This window comes from Mobiluncus curtisii subsp. curtisii ATCC 35241 (assembly GCF_000146285.1).
Taxonomy (GTDB): Bacteria; Actinomycetota; Actinomycetes; order Actinomycetales; family Actinomycetaceae; genus Mobiluncus; species Mobiluncus curtisii.
The window spans coordinates 1,274,003-1,290,677 of record NZ_GL385912.1; the positions used below are offsets into that span (position 1 = coordinate 1,274,003).

Annotated in this window: 14 protein-coding genes; 8 read left to right on the forward strand and 6 right to left on the reverse strand. The window is 60.6% G+C overall.

Annotation, left to right across the window (positions count from 1 at the left end):
* Nucleotides 1-10: 10 nt before the first annotated feature.
* Nucleotides 11-2,347 (reverse strand): transglycosylase domain-containing protein, encoded by a 2,337-nt coding sequence (locus HMPREF0574_RS05605; protein WP_004007741.1) that lies wholly within the window; start codon nucleotides 2,345-2,347, stop codon nucleotides 11-13.
* 241 nt (nucleotides 2,348-2,588) lie between these two features.
* On the opposite strand from HMPREF0574_RS05605, the gene HMPREF0574_RS05610 reads away from it, so the two are divergent.
* Together HMPREF0574_RS05610 and sp36 are read left to right on the forward strand one after the other, a co-directional pair.
* Entirely contained in the window at nucleotides 2,589-2,948 is a 360-nt protein-coding gene (locus HMPREF0574_RS05610; protein WP_036324376.1) for a WhiB family transcriptional regulator, read from the forward strand.
* A gap of 72 nt (nucleotides 2,949-3,020) precedes the next feature.
* Nucleotides 3,021-3,179 carry a Sp36 family protein gene (gene sp36, locus HMPREF0574_RS09610; RefSeq protein WP_004007743.1) on the forward strand — a complete coding sequence of 53 codons (159 nt, stop codon included), beginning with the start codon at nucleotides 3,021-3,023 and terminating at the stop codon, nucleotides 3,177-3,179.
* A 34-nt stretch (nucleotides 3,180-3,213) separates the two neighbouring features.
* On the opposite strand, the gene HMPREF0574_RS05615 is transcribed toward sp36, so the two are convergent.
* The 3 genes from HMPREF0574_RS05615 to HMPREF0574_RS05625 all read right to left on the reverse strand — a co-directional run bounded on the left by HMPREF0574_RS05615 (nucleotide 3,214) and on the right by HMPREF0574_RS05625 (nucleotide 7,296).
* On the reverse strand, nucleotides 3,214-4,137 hold the full coding sequence (locus HMPREF0574_RS05615) for a Crp/Fnr family transcriptional regulator (RefSeq protein ID WP_004007744.1): 924 nt from the start codon (nucleotides 4,135-4,137) through the stop codon (nucleotides 3,214-3,216).
* 42 nt (nucleotides 4,138-4,179) lie between these two features.
* The gene (locus tag HMPREF0574_RS05620) at nucleotides 4,180-5,379 is read right to left on the reverse strand and encodes a hypothetical protein (RefSeq protein ID WP_004007745.1); all 1,200 of its coding nucleotides are present in this window, start codon (nucleotides 5,377-5,379) and stop codon (nucleotides 4,180-4,182) included.
* 138 nt (nucleotides 5,380-5,517) lie between these two features.
* A complete protein-coding gene (locus tag HMPREF0574_RS05625; RefSeq protein ID WP_004007746.1) occupies nucleotides 5,518-7,296 on the reverse strand; it encodes a hypothetical protein in 1,779 nt (592 codons plus the stop codon).
* Between the two features lie 186 nt (nucleotides 7,297-7,482).
* Between HMPREF0574_RS05625 and HMPREF0574_RS05630 the strand changes: the two genes are divergently transcribed.
* From HMPREF0574_RS05630 to HMPREF0574_RS05655, 6 genes are all read left to right on the forward strand, one after another.
* Nucleotides 7,483-8,652: a hypothetical protein gene (locus HMPREF0574_RS05630; protein ID WP_004007748.1), complete on the forward strand. Its 1,170-nt coding sequence runs from the start codon at nucleotides 7,483-7,485 to the stop codon at nucleotides 8,650-8,652.
* Entirely contained in the window at nucleotides 8,649-10,097 is a 1,449-nt protein-coding gene (locus HMPREF0574_RS05635) for a TadA family conjugal transfer-associated ATPase (RefSeq protein WP_004007749.1), read from the forward strand. Before HMPREF0574_RS05630 ends, HMPREF0574_RS05635 begins: the two co-directional genes overlap by 4 nt.
* Nucleotides 10,097-11,323, forward strand: coding sequence for a type II secretion system F family protein (locus HMPREF0574_RS05640; protein WP_004007750.1), 1,227 nt, complete (start codon nucleotides 10,097-10,099; stop codon nucleotides 11,321-11,323). The genes HMPREF0574_RS05635 and HMPREF0574_RS05640 overlap by 1 nt, the downstream gene beginning before the upstream one ends.
* 113 nt (nucleotides 11,324-11,436) lie before the next feature.
* A complete protein-coding gene (locus tag HMPREF0574_RS05645; RefSeq protein ID WP_004007751.1) occupies nucleotides 11,437-11,640 on the forward strand; it encodes a DUF4244 domain-containing protein in 204 nt (67 codons plus the stop codon).
* A gap of 2 nt (nucleotides 11,641-11,642) precedes the next feature.
* Nucleotides 11,643-12,077 carry a TadE family protein gene (locus tag HMPREF0574_RS05650; RefSeq protein WP_004007752.1) on the forward strand — a complete coding sequence of 145 codons (435 nt, stop codon included), beginning with the start codon at nucleotides 11,643-11,645 and terminating at the stop codon, nucleotides 12,075-12,077.
* Nucleotides 12,061-12,450: an Rv3654c family TadE-like protein gene (locus HMPREF0574_RS05655; RefSeq protein ID WP_004007753.1), complete on the forward strand. Its 390-nt coding sequence runs from the start codon at nucleotides 12,061-12,063 to the stop codon at nucleotides 12,448-12,450. Before HMPREF0574_RS05650 ends, HMPREF0574_RS05655 begins: the two co-directional genes overlap by 17 nt.
* A 141-nt stretch (nucleotides 12,451-12,591) precedes the next feature.
* Here HMPREF0574_RS05655 and HMPREF0574_RS05660 read toward each other — a convergent pair whose 3' ends face one another.
* On the reverse strand, nucleotides 12,592-14,013 hold the full coding sequence (locus tag HMPREF0574_RS05660) for an MFS transporter (protein ID WP_004007754.1): 1,422 nt from the start codon (nucleotides 14,011-14,013) through the stop codon (nucleotides 12,592-12,594).
* 122 nt (nucleotides 14,014-14,135) lie between these two features.
* A complete protein-coding gene (locus tag HMPREF0574_RS05665; protein ID WP_036324931.1) occupies nucleotides 14,136-16,619 on the reverse strand; it encodes a heavy metal translocating P-type ATPase in 2,484 nt (827 codons plus the stop codon).
* Between the last annotated feature and the right edge of the window lie 56 nt (nucleotides 16,620-16,675).

A 16,675-nucleotide genomic window follows, 5' to 3' on the forward strand; every position in this document is an offset into this window, starting at 1 on the left:
GGTTGGCTGTTTACTGTGCCGGGGCCGCAGGCTGGGCTGGTGCGGGGGGCTGTGCCGGAGCTGGCGGCTGTGCGGGAGCGGGAGGCGCCGGATTGTTAGCTCCCGGATTAGCGCCGGGGTTTGCCCCACCCTCACCGGAAGCCATCCCCGGACTGCCAGCACCGTTGTGAGACGCCCCCGGATTGGCAGAATTCCCCGGTGTGGGTGACGGACTTTCCCCGGTCTTAGACCTGTAGCCTCCGCCCACAAACACGCCGGTAGAGCCCAGATTCACATTCGGTAGGGGCTGGACCGGGACCCCGTCCAAAGCGGCGGTCATAAATGTCCCCCAGGTCGGGGCAGCAATCGAGGAACCATAGAGGGAACCGTAGTAGCGTCCCCCGATAGTTTGATGTCCCACCGGGATATTCGCGTTGGCGTGCCCGACCCACACCGCGGCCGCCAGTTGGGGAACGAAGCCCACGAACCAGGTGTTTTCGTTGTGGTCGGTGGTGCCGGTCTTGCCCGCGGCCGGTCGGGGAATAGCAGCGGATCGCCCGCCCGCGTGCAGGACTCCCTCTAAGGTCACAGCCACTTTGTCGGCTACGTCGGGGGTCAGCACTTGGTGACAGTTTGCGTCGGGTACCTCGTAAGATTTCCCGGAGGAATCCGTGACGGAAGTAATGCCGATGGGGTTGCAGTAGACTCCGTGGGCGGCAAAGGTTGCGTAGGCGTCTGCCATCTGCAGCGGTGTGGCGGAACCGGCACCGATAACGAAAGAGGGGTTTGGCTTGAAGGGCGAACCATCAGGTTCATTCACCCCCATCTTGGCGGCAGTTTTCGCGATGTCGCACAAGTCCAGTTTGGTCGCCATATTCGCGAACACGCCGTTGATGGAGTTGGCGGTGCCGTTAGCCACTGTCATGGCACCTTTCTTGGCGCCGCCGGTTTCGGAAAAGTTCCAGGTGTTGGCCAGTTCCGGGGCGCAGGAAATCTTCCAGTCTTTGGCGGGAATGCTGTAGCGTCCCCCGGCTTGGTCATAACCGCCGTACCCGTCGATATACCACTGGGTCAGGGTAAATACCTTGAATGTAGATCCGGTCATGAAGCCGGCGGAACCGCCGTGAGCGTAGTCGGCGTTATAGGAGTTTTCGGTCACCGCATTGTTGCCGGGGTCGACACCGTAGTTGGTGTTTTGGACCATGGCCTTGATTTTGCCGGTGCCCGGTTCCACGCTGGACAGAGCAATCTTTACGTCAGAAGGGTCACCCACCGGGATGCGTCCGGTAATTGTGTTGTAGGCGTCATCTTGAGTTTTCGGGTCAAGGGTGGTTTTGATGTTGAGTCCGCCGCGCAGCAGCAACCGTTGGCGTTCCGCATAGGTAGCGCCGAATTCGGGGGAGGAGAGGATTTCGCCAACCACCCAGGAACAGAAGTACGAGGCGTTGCCTGCCAGTCCGCACCCCTGTTGCTGGTTGGATATGTTCAATAGTTCCGCGACTGGGATGGATTTGGCTTTTTGGGCTTGTTTCGAGGTGATGTATCCGTCCCGCACCATCGCGTCCAGCACCATGGCCTGACGTTTGGTGGCGGATTCAGGGTGAGCGACCGGGTCGTGTCCGTTGGGGGACTGAGGAATTCCTGCCAGCAGGGCGGCTTCGGCAAGGCTGAGGTCTTTGGCGGGTTTAGAGAAGTAGTGTTGCGCGGCTGCTTCTACTCCGTACACCGAGGGTCCGAACTGGGCGATGTTCAGGTATCCTTCCAGGATTTCAGACTTGGTCATTTTTTGTTCCAGGCTCATTGCCAGTTTGGCTTCGCGGGCTTTGCGTTCCAGGGTGGCTTCGCTGGCGGCTTCAATCATGTCCGGGTCTCCCGCCACGCGTCCCTGTTCGATGAGCAGGTTTTTCACGTATTGCTGGGTGAGGGTCGACGCGCCTTGCAAGTCATTGCCTGCCAGGTTGGACAGGATAGCCCGGCTCATGCCTTCGATGTCGACGCCTTGATGTTCCAAGAAGCGCCGATCCTCGATGGCGATAACCCCTTGTTGCAGAGTTTTCGCGACTTCTGTCAGGGGGACCACTATCCGGTTTTCCGCGTAAAACTCAGCGATGGGGCTGCCGTCGGCTGCGGTGATGATGGATTTCATCGAGGGCTGGGAAGTAGTGAAATCAGCGGGTAGGTCGTCGAAGGTTTCGGCTCCCTTGGCGCTGACGATGGCAGCGGCACCGACCACGGGCAGAGCCAAGCCGGCAGTGAATACGCCCGCGACCGCGCTTGCCGCCACGAACGCGACCAAAAGGGCGAGGACTCGCGACTTACGGGTCTTGGGCAGTGCGGAAGTTGAACTTGCGGCGTCATTTTTCCCCATGGGTTAATCCTAAAGGTCGGGCGTGATTCTTTCTAAATTAAACCCGGCGATACCACCGAAAACCTTTCCTCTGGCGGTCCGGTGCCGTGACATTTCGTAAGCCCGATATGCAAATGGAAAAAATCAGTATGCCGCGCGTAAATCTTTCTCGATTTAATTATAAAATCCCGCCCTTGAAATTCCTTTGACCGGCAGCTAAGGTGTTAAGGGCAAGCTGGCTTTCGAGAAAGAAAGATTCATCATGTCAGTCAATGGAGACCAAACTTGGGCAGCGGAAGCGCTTTGCGCAGACTGCCCGCCGGATCAACTTTTTGTCCAAGGTGCAGCGCAACGCGAAGTCCGTTCTATGTGTTACGGATGCCCTGTCCGCATTGAATGTCTGGCAGATGCGCTGGATTCCCGCGCATCTTTCGGAGTTTGGGGCGGTTTGACCGAGCGGGAGCGTCGTGCCATGCTGCGTCGTTATCCCGAAGTGCGCTCCTGGGAGACTTGGCTGCGCGAAGCCGACGACGAACTGGCGGCGGAGCTGCGCACGAAGCACGCCCCGCACGTGTTGGCTCATGTGCGTGCGTCTCGCCGCGAAGTCGCGCTCTCTAAGTAGCGTCCATTAGGGATTATTCACAAGGGCGGGTTACCGGTGTGGGCTCAACTCGCTCACGTTTAGGTGGGTTTTATGACAAAGTGGGAATACTTGACGGCACCGGTGATGGTGCATAACACAAAAGCGATTTTGGATCAGTTTGGCGCGGACGGCTGGGAACTGGTGACAATAGTGCCCGGGCCGAGTGGCGGAGATTCCCTGGTCGCTTACTTCAAACGACCTTTGGCTTAGCGTTTGACGGTTTCGGGCGCGCCCTTAGGGCGGTTTATGACGCCCGATACCGCAACCTTTCCTGATTCACGATGATAATTGACCGGCGCTTTTGAATAATCCAGCCGCGGGCAATGAAATCTGCCAGCACCTTGTTAGCAGTCTCCCGGCTGGCTCCTGCCATCTGACCTAACTCCAGTTGGGACAGTCCATGTGGCAGCCGTACCCCGGTGGTGGGAAGACCGGACTCTCGTGGGTTTTCACCATTTAATCCCGCGACTGCCGATGGGCTTTGTCCTGACATTTGGTCGCTCGCGGCACTCTCTCCGGTCAACTGGGACTGACTGGTAGTCTCTGCCTCTAGCGGTTGACCGAATCTTTCCATTAGTTCCAGCAGTGCTGCCGCGATACGTCCCGGCACGTCGACATCCCGCAGCGCCATAGTGCGTTGATAGAGCAGCTCCGTTTGCCGATTCAAGGCTCGCAGCACCTCGAGGTGCAGCGCCTGGTGTTTCTCCAGGTAATCCCGTGCATCCGTGACTAAAACCCAGTCCAGACGTACCGGTTCCAGGGTGGTGGCGCTAGAAAACCACATCCGGGCGGGGGTTTGCCCGGAGCTACGATGGGTACTGTCCAGACCCTCTGTTCCCGATTTTTCGGGGTGTTGGGCGACCGTGGAAGTTCGTTGACCGGGGTGGGATACCCCCTGTCCACCCCCCGCCGAGAGGTCGGTTAGGGCGTTAAGACCGATGGTATCCGTCGGCCCCAGCACTTCCAGGAGGTGATCGCGCCCCATCGAAGTGGAGCGGGTGAGCTTAACTTTTCCCGTATGCAAGTGAAAAATTCGGTCTTGCAGGGTGTCCTCAGCAGCTAGGCGAAACCGCGCCTCTAAATCGGTCTGGTGTACCTTGGCACCCATTCCCGCCAGCACTTCTGCCCAGATTACGCCCAGGCTTGCCAAATCGCTGTTTCTCACCACCGCGGACGTTCCCTCATCTAAACCTTTGGTTACTGCTGGAAACTATGCATTTTCGGCACGTGCCAAGGCTTTGTCAGCGATTTGGTCCACCCTACCTTTGCGGCGTGCGGTATGTCCCACCACGCCGATCATAATCAGCAGGATGCCGATAATCAGGAATTGTCCCGAGGCCCCGGCAGATTCGATGAGGTAACTCAGCACCTTCAGCGCCATCAGCGGGCTGTCCTGCAGTCCGTGCAGAGTGGAGCCAATCGCGTTTTTCATCACTCCGGGAACCACTACGAAAGCGCCCCCCAGCACCGTGAGCACAATTCCGGATACAAACATCCCCAGCGAGGACAATCGCACCACACTGCCGACAAAAATGACCGCTGCCAAACCCAAAATCAGGAAGATGAGTCCCTCTAAAGAGTATTTGCCTGTCTCCCATGCAGAATGGTTGGAGCCGTAAAGCAACCCCCCGGCGTGGCGTAAAAATGCCCACGCCAAAGGAACGCCAATGATGCTGATCACCAGGGACCAGGCATGTGCCCCAGCTCGGCTCAACTTCGCCGGCTTGATAGAGGCGCCTGCCAATATGGTGGACTCGTTGAGTTTTTTGTCTTCATTACCCAAAAGTTCCGGTTGACGCGGTTGCCATTTCGGGTCAGATTCCGCGGTCGTCATAGCGTCAGCAGCAGCCGCGTTCGTCAGGGGGGTTGGATTGGGTTCTGTTCCCAAGAGAGACTTCCGTCGCACTACCGTGGTTTCCACGTCATCGGCGGAGGGCACAGGGGTGGCAGCCTTGTCATTAGCGTCAACCACGTCAGCACCAGAATCAGTGGCATTTGCAATGGTTTCTTCGTTGAGGAAAGAGGACCAGGCTTGCGTCGAGGTGTCACTGACCGGATCGGGTTCCGGCTCCGGCTCCGGCACAGGTGCAGAAGCGAGCGCAGAGGTGTCGCTATTCGCTACTGAAGTCTGCGAGACAACCGCAGTTTCCTCACTATCAGGACTAATGGTGGTTGACTGATCCTGGGGCTGTTTGGGTGAGTCCGCCTCGGTGTCTACGGTTTCCGGGGTGGATTCTGTCTGCGCACCGGCAGCGGCATTAGCATCGGTATCGGAGTCTCCACCGGATTGCGCAAAAGCCTGCGCCCACACTTCGGCAGCATCAACTTCTCCGTCCAACGGCTTTGCGGCGTCCTGAGACGCATCACGCAGGTAGTCGGGCAGTTCTGCCGGCTGATTTTCTTCGGTCACGGGAGTCTCCCTTCGTCAGTCACCTCGGAACTCACGTTAGCGCACGAGAGTGACCAAGCTCACTAGGCGCGCGGAGAAAAACCGAAGACCGTAACGAAAACCCGTGCTCACCCCTGGTGAACACCCGAGAAAGACCGACTACGCACCAGCCTCAAGATCTGCCTTTTGATCACGCACACCCGATTGACGGCACCACCACAACGTTAAAGCACAGGCAATCAGTACAAAGCCGAAAGTCATCAGCGGTCCGCCCGAGACATGCATGGACGCCGTGAGGTAATCAGAAAGCATCCTGACCAGGCGTTCCGCCCATCCGGAAGTTGACGCTTCACCGAAAGCCAGAATCGCTCCAGGGATGACGCCGCAGGTCACCCCGGCAAACATCAAACCCGCAGCGGAACGAGAGCCGGAATAAACCGCTATGAACAGCAACAGGATACCCAGAATCGGCAGTCCGTAAGTCGCGACCGCCGGCAGCTTGGACAGGTGACCGCTCGCTCCGGTAATTACTGCCAACCGGTCGTGTAGCGGAATCAACGACAACATGCCCGCGACCGTGCAGACAACCGAAACCACAATCGCCCGCAAGTGATACTTCAGGCGTGAAGGCGGGGCGATAGGAGTACCTGGCTCCCGGTCATTGGTTTCGCCGAGCTGGTGCTCCAGCAAAGCGAAGTCCCGCCCCTCCAGATAGGCAATCTGGGCTGCCAAAGACGCCCCGACCATGACTATTGCCATAGTGGGGAACAATCCAGACGCCGTCAAGGTCGAGACTCCGTCCAAGAAATCCCACCACAGCGAATACTGCGAAGCTCCCGTCAAAGTGTCGTTATGAGAAGCCACCAAGCCCCGAATCGGGCTAGCCAAGACCGTCAGCAGCACGGGCCAGAGCGCAGAAATCGCCCAGGATAACGACGAGTAATATCCCGTGATTACGCCGGTTATGGAGAGCAGCGCGGTTCCCGCCAGGATTTCAAAAATTCCCAAGAAGATGGCGACCGCGCCTGCGCCATAACTGGCATCCATCACGGTTTTCGTACCCCAAATCAGGAAAATCATCGCGAGGGGTGCCACCAACAGACCGGTAAGAATTCCGATGAGATTGGCGCGCAGGGTGCTGGGCGGAGGATTGGGTACCCCGGTTTTCGCTAGGGTACGAGACTGATCGCGCAGGTGTGACAAACGTTTCCAAGTGCCGGGTCGCTTGGCAGGGGGCTCTGTCGGAGCCGGTTCGGGATTCAAACTCTCAGGAGCCTCAACTTGTTCGAATTCGTTTTGAGCGGCAGCGGCGGCGAGCTCAGTCCTCCAAGCGGCGGTTTCTGTCTCGTCAATTTCTTCGTCCGGCGCGACAGGCGGGGCGCCAGCGCCAATCGGGGTAGACGGAACGGGCTGGGGCTGACCGGAACGAGCCGGTTGAGGTGTCGGGACAGCGGGCACAACAGGAGCAGCGGGTGCAGTAGGCACGGCAGGTGCAGCTGGCGTAGCAGGAGCAGCAGGGGCGGTCATAGCCGGAGGAATAGTCGCTGCCGGAGGGACGGGGACGGCAGGAGCAGCAGGAACGGTCGGTGCCATCGGTGCCATCGGCGCACGAGGGACAGTCGGGATACCCCTGTTTGCCGCCGGAAAAGGTTGATTAGGAACGTTTTGTGCCGGGTTGGGGACGGGCTGCCCTTGCGGAGAGACCAATCCGCGTCTCACCGCGGAACGAGACGGCAGCACCCGAGGATGAACGGTCTGGGGACCGGGGCGCCAGGCAGGAACGGGAGGATTGCCGGATATTTGACCAGGTTGCATGGGATTAACCGGGACCTGCGGGCGGGCAGGAGGAAAGAACGGCTGCTCCTGGCGGCGCTGCTGCGGACCGCCTCCCTGCGGAGGAACCGGATTCCGAGGAGGCTGCGGAAGGTTATCTGACACCGAGCCATTGTATAACGCGGGGGCTACGCTATACTAAACTTCCCCAAAAATGAGTCAAGTTTTACAGGTTTTCCCAGGTAGTGCCACGCTTTCCACAGTTTTCCACAGGGTGGGGATTTTGGGGTTTTCCACAGGTAAAAATTTTTCCGCTTTTTCTCTGCCAGCCGGCAGCGAAAACTTGGGGGCATGGTCAATACCTTCAAGACGGTGACGCTGCTGTGCGAACCGCACGAGAAAGCCTGGCGGGAGCAGCTCGAAATGCTCGCCACGCTCGCGGCTGCGGATTTGCGGGTCATGGCGCCGCGAGACTGGTCCGGAACGTGCGCCGGTCCGGTCTTTTGCTCTGCCCAAGCCGCCGCCGCCTTTCCGGGACGATTGGCGACGGGAACCTACCTGGTACGTCTGCAGGGAGAGACTAACGGCAGGGCGGAAATGGGACCGGCGCTGGTTTTGCCAGCTGATGAACGTGAAGTGTTGGGTCTCATGCTCCCACAGTCTGGCAGTGCTTTCACCGTCATGGTTCGCGGTTTGGTGCCGGGAGTACAGACGACGGTCATCGCCGGATTGCTCGCACATGCCCTCGCGGTAGTGGCACAGACCGAACCGAGAGACGAACGCCCTGGTGAACCCCGGCGCGACTGCGAACGTTCCCGAAACAGAGGACGCGAAGCCAGATTTGCAGGTGACCGCGACGGAACTAGCGGCAGCGGGGGGCTTAGTGCGTTACCTCCGGTTTGTTGGGTGGACTGCAGTGGCTCCTATCTGCCCTTGGACGCGTGGGTCGCGCCAGTCAGCGGGGCTGATTTGGATTGGCAGGCTTGGCAGACGACCGGGCAAATTCCGGGTTTTCGTGCCGCGGCGGGACTGCCCATATGGGAGAACGTGGCGTTGCTGGGCAGTTCGGGGTCCATAGTCCGTCCCCAGACTGTTGCCGGCGTACTGCGCGACTTGGCAGGGATTTTCCCGTGCCTGGTGCTGGATTTGGGTTCCGGAGCGGGGGTACCTGCGCTATCTGAGACAGGAACTTCGCGAGGAACCACACAGGCGGATGCCGTCGTGTGGGTCGCCGATTATTCCCGCGCGGCGCTGCTGGCGTGGGAAACGCTGTCCCCGGAGTTTCCTTGTCCCGCTCACCTCATCGTAGTTCCCGGCGGAGGCTTGCCCCCGCGTCAGGCCCGCCGGGCGCTGCGCGGAATTCATCCGGAAATCGATGTTTCGGACTGGTCCTATTCGGCGCGGATTTGGGACAGTTTCGGCTGTGAAGGGCTCACTGCCCCGCTGCCCCGAAAAGTGACGCACTGCACGGAAACTCTCGCGGCAAGTCTGCTGCATTTGGAACTGAGGACACGACGATGAACATTGGGGAAATGCGACGCCTGGTCGCGACCGGTTTAGATCCGGCGCAAGCAATTTTACAGACGGCTCCCGCTGCCACCACCACCGGAGAGTTGGCACAGGGCGCCCGCGGGCTGCGTCAATCTTTAGAGGGGGTCGACGAGCCGCTCGGTTCCCTGCTGACCCGACCCAGAGTCACGGATTTGCTGGTCAACAGCCCTGAAGAAGCTTGGATAGATGCCGGAGCGGGTTTGGAAAAAGTGCCGGATTTTTCCATGGGGTCAGCCGTGGCGCTGCGCCGGGCAGCGGTGCGGATGGCTGCCGCGGCCGGGCAACGGCTCGACGACGCGACCCCGATTGTCGATGCGACCTTGCCTTCGGGAGTGCGTCTGCACGCCGTTTTGCCGCCACTGTCAGGGGATTCGGCAGTGATTTCGTTGCGGGTGCCCAGTCCGGTGGCGCTACCTTTAGAGACGGTGGTGGCATCTGGCATGGTTTCGTCATGGCTGGCTAAGGTGCTGCGCCGATTGGTGCAGGTGCGGGCGTCGGGATTAATTACCGGGGCTACCGGTACAGGGAAAACGACTTTGCTGGCGTGTTTGTTGGGGTTGGCAGCCCCGGATGAACGCCTCATTTGTATCGAGGAGGTTTCGGAGCTGCGCCCCGCGCATCCCCACGTGGTTCATTTGCAGGCACGGGGGGCTAACGTGCAGGGAGCGGGGGGAGTGTCTCTGTCCGATTTGGTAAAGGCTGCGATGCGGATGCGCCCGGATCGTTTGATTTTGGGTGAGGCTAGGGGTGCCGAAGTCCGGGAAATGCTCTCGGCGTTGAATACGGGTCATCGCGGCGGTTGGGCGACGGTTCACGCCAATTCGGCACTGGAGGTGCCGGCACGTTTGGAGGCTCTGGGGGCTTTAGCGGGCATGAACCGTGAGGCTTTGTGTGCCCAATCCCTGCCGGCTTTCGATGTCATTGTGCATCTGCGCCGGTTTCGTAATCAGGACGGTCGGGTGCGTCGCGCGGTGGTGCAGTTGGCACGGTTAGTCCGTGGTGCTGATGGGGCTTTGGCAGCAAAAGCGGTGTTGGATTTCGATCCCCAGACTGGGGCGGTACAACGGTTAGAGGGCTGGCGGGATTTTGCTGTCCAGTTTGAATTGCCCGAGCCGCCGCGAGACTCAACATCGACCGTTTCCGCTGCGGTAGGTTCCCCCGCCACCGTAACTGACACTCCCAGCCGCAGCACCGCCCTTGTGACCCCGAAACTGGGACATGCGGGCCCTGGGTCGCGTTCCGACTCGGAATTGTTGCATTCCTGCCCGGAACTGGCGGAAACCAGCCGAGTTGCCACCCTCACACCGCCACCAAAATGGCAAGTTCCCCAGTTGGAATGGAACCCCGTGGGGGAACGTAATCAGGTGCCGTCCGGGTCCGTCAACGTTTTGGCAGACATTCAGGGGGTGGGCTGATGGATTCGACACAGCTGGTCACCGTGGTGGTAGCGGTGGTGTTGCTCGCGGGGGCGGGACTGTTAGCGGGGATGGGGTCACGCAGCGGGCGTGAATCACAACCGCGCGACCTATCCTCTCGCGTCGAGGCAGGGGGTGTTCGCAGCGCGAAAAGTATGGAGAGAGTGCCACTTTGGCGTGCGGTGTTTTCCCGGCGGAGCAGGCGCCCGGCACCGCGGGGGCTGAGGGATTTAGACGTGGGGCTGTTGTGTGCGGAAATTGCTACTCGTTTGGAGGCGGGTGCCAGCATTGCAAACGCCTGGGACACCACCTTGCATCGTCTGGATGCACGTCTGGATTACGCGGCAATACAAGCATTTGTGGCTCATCCGCGGCCGGGACTGTGGGAACGGTTCAATCACTGGCGGGCGGGGCGAACGACGGAAACAAACCCGCTGGCGCGGGTACGTCATCCCGAAGCCGCCGCGCAAGCCTTGCGGGGTATGTTGATTGCCACCCAGGTAGCGACCCAGGTTGGAGCCCCCTTGGCAGAGATTTTGAACCGGGTTGCGGACGGGATTGCCGCCACGCTAGAGACCGCCGCGAAACGTCACACCGCCCAGGTCGGCCCTAAAGCTACCGCGCGCCTGCTGGGAGTGCTGCCTTTGGCGGCGCTGGGGATGGCGCAGTTTATCGGGGTGGATGTCATTGATATGGCTTTTCGAGGCGGTATTAATACCTGGGTTTTCGTCATTGGTTTGGGTCTGATGGTGGCAGGAAACCTGTGGTCCGCAGCGATGATTCGCCAGGCTACCGGCAGCTCCGTGACGGGTCTTGATCCGACTTTGGCGATGGACATTATTGCGGCCTGTCAGCAAAACGGAGTGTCTTTGACGTCCACTCTGGAAGCTGTGTCAGCGGCGAGTGAGGAGGCGGATTTGGCAGTGGTGGCGCGGATGCTGCTGTTGGGGGCGGATTGGGACGAGGCGTGGGCACAAGCGGATACCAAGTGGGTTGACTTAGCCAGCGTGTTGCAGCCGGCGTGGGAGGAGGGCGCCTCTCCGGTGCCGCTGCTGGTGCGCGGGGCTTCGCGGACTCGAACCGCGGAGATTCACCGGGCTGTCGACGCGGCGGAACGTTTAGGAGTGCGGCTGATGATTCCCCTGGGGGTGTGTTTGTTGCCGGCGTTTTTTGCACTGGGGATTGTGCCGGTGGTGGTGTCCACGATTGAGGACCTCATTTCATGAGGGAAATACAGACTTCCCTTTGTCAATGCACAAGGGGGGCGCCAGTTCGTCACCGTGACGGCTGGCGGTCACGCGGAAAGTCCGCGAGACAAATTGCAAAAAGGAGAAAGAAAATGAACAAGGTAAGCGCATTGCAAACGAAGGCACTGTCTTTTTGGGCTCGTCTGAAGGGCGAGGAGGACGGCATGGCAACCGCGGAATATGCCATCGGTACCCTGGCGGCGGCAGCTTTCGCGGGATTGTTGTTGATGATTATGAAAGGCGGCGAGTTGAAAGGCGCGCTGCAGTCCATCATCGAAGCGGCTTTGCAGGTCTGAACATGTCGATGGGTGTGGGGAAAGGTTGGCGTCAGCAGCTCAGCCGGCGCTTGGTGCGTCGCTGGCTGGCTCGGGGGCGGCGTCTCAGTTCGGAACACGGGATGGTTACGACCGAGCTGGCGTTAACCTTTCCCGCAGTCATCATGATTGTGGTGGCTTTGGCGTTGACCGGGGCAGCCGGTATGGCGGGAGTCCAGGTCAACGCTGCCGCACGAGCGGCTTGCCGGTCGGTGGCGATTGGGGAGGACAGCGCGGCAGCAGTGGCAGCCGGTAATCGGTTGCTGGGGGGTGCCGGGGGCGCTGCGGGTGCGGTGAGCGTCAGTACCACTGGCAAGGACGTGCAGTGTAGCGCCACCAAGAAGATGCCCGCGATGCTCGGATCGCTCGGTATGAGCGCCAAAGCGCAGGCGGTGATTCCTCGTGAAGATTCGTGGTGAAACAACCCGTCAGGGATCCTTCCGGGAGGGGCTGCGTGAGGAGCGCGGCTCCGGAACCGTGATGGCCTTAGGGTTGATTCTGCTGGGGCTGGCTTTGACCTTGGGTTTAGCCCAGGTAGGGGTGGCAGCGGTGGGTTCGACCGCCGCTCACCAGGCTAGCGATTTGGCTGCCATTGCCGGGGCTACCGCGGTGTTGACCGGTGGGGACGGTTGTGTGACCGCCGGGGAATACGCTACCAAGAACGGCTCTCACCTGGAGTCTTGTTCGGTTTCCGGGTGGATGGTGACCGTTCGGGTGGCGAAGCCGTTGGAAATCGGGCTGGTGCCGGAGGCGCAGTCGACGTCCCGAGCCGGACCGGAATTCCTGGGCTAGGCGGTTGGGCGCGCGGTCCTGGCAGTGACTGCACTCCTGGCAAGGTCAACGATACTCGCGGGACTTGCAGATTACCGGTTCTACCTGACATGTAAAAAGGCGTGATTCTGGAGGCTCCAGAAGTACTCGCCAGGCGCGCGCTCAGCTCAGGCTTTGCCGGACCCGAGCGGCGGTGCCGTGCGCCCAGCGGGTCGTGACCACCACCGCGATGACGGCCACTGTCGCGCCCAGGAAGATGGTGATGTACCAAGCCGGGTGGGCAGCCTCGTGAATGGGCAGACCGCGCGCCACTCCCAGGTTCATGAACGCGCCGAAACCCGCGATGCCTAAGGACATGCCGATTTGGCGGGCAGTGGACGTGGTAGCAGAAGCGACCCCGGCCTGGCGTTCCGGCATGGCTGCCAGTACTCGGTTCGTCACCGGCATGTTGGTAAATGCCAATACCACCCCAGCCAGAGTTGTCGCCACGAACAGCAACGCGACCGGACCGGTGCTGTTCAAGGGCAGCAGGCAGACGCCCAACAGCAGGGTGCCGATACCGGCTACCAGGAACGCGGCACGGTAGTGGCCCGTGGCAACGATACGTCCTGCCGTCACGGCAGCGATTGTGTTGGCAAGCGCTAGGGGCAGCATCATCAGCCCGGCGTGCATCGGGGTGAAACCCAGGTCTAGCTGCAGGTAGAAGGCAAACACGAACATGAAACCGCCGTGGGTAATAAAGACGAACTCCATGACGGCCAGGGACCCGACGAAAGGAACGGAACGGAAATAACGAAAATCTAGCATCGGCCAGGGTGTGTGAGTCTCTCGCCACACAAAGCCGAGGGAGGCTGCCAGGAATATCCCTGCCAGAATCCACTCGCGGAGACCAAAAATGCCTTCTCCGAAGCTGATGATGTCATAGGTCAGGGCACCCATGAGGATGGCGGTCAAAATTTGACCGGGAATGTCCAGGCGGCGCCCGGTTTCATCACGGGATTCGGGGACTTCGCGGATGATGCCCGCCAGGGTCAATGCCAGCAGTGGGAGCGGCGCCCAAAACACGGCGCGCCAATCGACCCAGGTCACCAACGCTCCAGCCAGCACCGGTCCGGCAGCTAAACCGACTCCGAGCAGGGCATTCCAAAACCCGATGGCTTTCGCGCGTTCCACCGGGTCGCGAAACACCTCGTTGATGACCGCGAGGCTGATAACCGGCAGCATACAGGCTCCCAGCCCTTGCAAGCCGCGACCGACTATCAACACCAGCGGCATCCACGCTACGGCAGCCAACACGGTACCGACCGTGAAAGTCGCCATGCCCACAATCATGGTGCGGCGGCGTCCGAAACGGTCACCCAAAGCTCCGGTCACCATCAGCATGGCTGCCAAAGCGAGGGCATAAATGTTCAACGACCACTGCAGTTCCCCGGTGCTGGCGTGCAAATCTGCTCGAATCGCCGGTAGAGTCACGTTCATTGCGTTTAGATACAGCTGGGTACACACGACGGTCATAGAACACACCAACAGCACTCGTTGGCGCTGCGCCGGCGTCAAAGCGTCAGCATCATCCTCAGAAGCCACTTTTACCGTCCCTTCGCTGGCCTCCCCTAGTCTAGCGTCTCTACGCCCGGCACGAATTTGCCCGAAGGGTTGCGAGTCACCCGGTTCGCGTCACCGTGAACCATACCGACTAAGCGGTATAGTCACAGGTGGACGCGGTTTAGGCGCAGGGAGTTCAGCACCACCAGCACCGAGCTGGATGCCATGAAAGCCCCCGCCAGCCCCGGATTTAACATCCCCGCTGCCGCTAGGGGTATCGCCACAATGTTGTACCCAAAAGCCCAGGCGAGGTTCTGTTTGATGTTTCGCAGGGTAGCTCGAGACACGTTGATGGCCTGGGTTATTGCCTCCAGACTGGGGTTCACCAGGGTGATGTCCGCGGCACCAATAGCCGCATCGGTGCCGGTGGCCAGGGCAATCCCCAGGTCGGCGGCGGCTAGGGCGGCGGCATCATTGACACCGTCCCCGACCATCGCCACGATTTTGCCAGCGTCCTGCAACTCCCGAATTGTGGCAACCTTGCCTTCCGGGCTGACCCCTGCCACGACTGTTTCGATTCCAGCCTGGTTGGCAGCCCGGTGTGCCGGCTCGGGCTGATCCCCTGTCAGCAGGACGGTTTCGATACCGGCAGCTTTCAGGCTGGCAACCGTGTGGGCAGCTTCGGGTTTGACCGGGTCACTGAACGTAAACACGGCGAGAGCTCGCGCCTGCAGCAAGTCTCCCGCTACGGCGGCGACATTGTTTTCACTGCCCCGACCTGGTTTGTCTGCAGTTCCCGCACTGTCCAGCAGACTGGCTCCGTACCCAACCTTTTCGACCTGTGCAATCAAGGTTTCAGCCGGGACATCCGCGGTGAGGGTCACGGTAGCGATTTCTAAGGGCAGGTTCACAACAGCCGAAACTCCGTCCAGTTTGTTGAGACGCTTTTCCACTCGCGCCACGCAAGACGCGCAGGTCATTCCCATGACTTTCAAGGTCATTTCCGTGCTGGCTCGCTCCGCCGTCAGCTGCCCGTTACCGGCCGGCTCACCTGGCAACACCGGACAGGCGTCCCCGGAACCTTGTGAAGACCAGCCCGCACCCGTAGCCAACACCGCCACGGTTCGACCTTGTGACTGGGCTGCTCCAATCGCCGCAGCCAGGTCGGGGGGAAGGTCCGCGCCCATCGCCGTGAGCCACTCCGGTTTCCCAATCGCATAGGCCACGCCGTTTACGAAACCTCCGGCGCCGCGTCCGATGAACGTGGCGAATCCGGTTAAGGCAGCGGGTCCGCTCCCGCAGTCCCTCGCTTTTGCCGCTGCGACTAGGGCTTTCCCGATTGGGTGGGGAGATCCTGTCTCTAGTGCAACCGCCAATGCGAGAGCCTGAGTGTTCCCCAGCGACGCCATCCCCACGGTCCTCGGAGCGGACACCGTCACGTCCTCCAGGCGCATTTCCCCGGTGGTCAGGGTGCCGGTTTTGTCCATGACCAGGGTGTTGATGCGCCGGGTTTCCTCCAGAATCTGGGGACCTTTCAGCAGGATACCCGCGCGAGACGCCCGGGTGGACCCGACCAACAAAGCCATCGGGGTCGCCAACCCCAACGCGCACGGACAGGCGATGACCAGTACTGATACCCCGGCGGTGAAAGCGGCAGGGAACGGGTGTCCGCGTCCCAGCCATAGCGCGAAAGTCAGGACAGCCAGGGCAATCACCACCGGGACGAACACTGTCGACACTCGGTCCGCTAGGCGAGAAACCGGGGATTTCTCAGCTTGAGCGCGGGTTACCAGCCGGGTGATTTGCGCCAGTTTCGTTTCCGCACCGACCTTGGTGGCCTCAACAACCAGCAGGCCTTGGACGTTGATGGTGGCGCCGGTCACACTATCGCCCACGGATTTTTCCACCGGGATGGGCTCGCCGGTCAGCATGGATTCGTCAACGGTGGAATGTCCTTCGAACACGATGCCGTCGGTGGCGATTTTTTCCCCGGCCGGTACCAAAAAGTAATCCCCCGGCTGGAGCGCGGCGACGTCGATGGTTTCAGTTTCCCACGGGGTTGCCGGGTCACGAGGGTCGCCGGGACGGGTGACGCGCACGGCCTGTTTTGCCCCCAGGGACAGCAAAGCGCGCAGCGCAGAGGTCGCCGAGGACTTCGCCCGAGCCTCCAAATACCGTCCGGTCAGCAAAAATACGGTAATCATCACGGCGGTTTCAAAAAAGATTTCGCCCCCGGAGCCTGTTTCGTGCGCTGCCGCGAGCGGGTTCAGGCTCATGTTCATGGTCATACCGATACGGCCGGCGGGAGTAAGAATCAGCGCCCCCCAGGAGTACAGCGTTGCCACGCTCACCCCCAACGCGACCAGGGTGTCCATCGTGGTGGACCCCCCTCGTGCCGCTCGCAGAGCCCCCCGGTGAAACGGCGCGGCGGACCAGCCCACTACCGGCAGACTGCACACCCCCACGACCCACTGCCACGCCGGGAACTGCAGGACTTCCAGCATGGAAATCGCCATCACCGGTAGACAAAAAATCAGCGCCACTACCAGGCGACGTCCCAGGTCTTGCCGGCGCAGCCCGGCCGGGTCCAGCGCTGAATCCACCGCCGGGTCCGCGGAGGGACTAGCTGTCGTTTCGTTGTGTGTCATCAAATCACCGGGCCGACCTCGCACCGTCCTCACACCACCACTTGAGACAGCCGAAG

Coding starts and splice junctions, on each gene's coding strand:
- HMPREF0574_RS05635 (WP_004007749.1), top strand. CDS start 8,649: ATGAACATTGGGGAAATGCGACGCCTGGTCGCGACCGGTTTAGATCCG.
- HMPREF0574_RS05605 (WP_004007741.1), bottom strand. CDS start 2,347: ATGGGGAAAAATGACGCCGCAAGTTCAACTTCCGCACTGCCCAAGACC.
- HMPREF0574_RS05640 (WP_004007750.1), top strand. CDS start 10,097: ATGGATTCGACACAGCTGGTCACCGTGGTGGTAGCGGTGGTGTTGCTC.
- HMPREF0574_RS05630 (WP_004007748.1), top strand. CDS start 7,483: ATGGTCAATACCTTCAAGACGGTGACGCTGCTGTGCGAACCGCACGAG.
- HMPREF0574_RS05610 (WP_036324376.1), top strand. CDS start 2,589: ATGTCAGTCAATGGAGACCAAACTTGGGCAGCGGAAGCGCTTTGCGCA.
- HMPREF0574_RS05665 (WP_036324931.1), bottom strand. CDS start 16,619: ATGACACACAACGAAACGACAGCTAGTCCCTCCGCGGACCCGGCGGTG.
- HMPREF0574_RS05650 (WP_004007752.1), top strand. CDS start 11,643: ATGTCGATGGGTGTGGGGAAAGGTTGGCGTCAGCAGCTCAGCCGGCGC.
- sp36 (WP_004007743.1), top strand. CDS start 3,021: ATGACAAAGTGGGAATACTTGACGGCACCGGTGATGGTGCATAACACA.
- HMPREF0574_RS05645 (WP_004007751.1), top strand. CDS start 11,437: ATGAACAAGGTAAGCGCATTGCAAACGAAGGCACTGTCTTTTTGGGCT.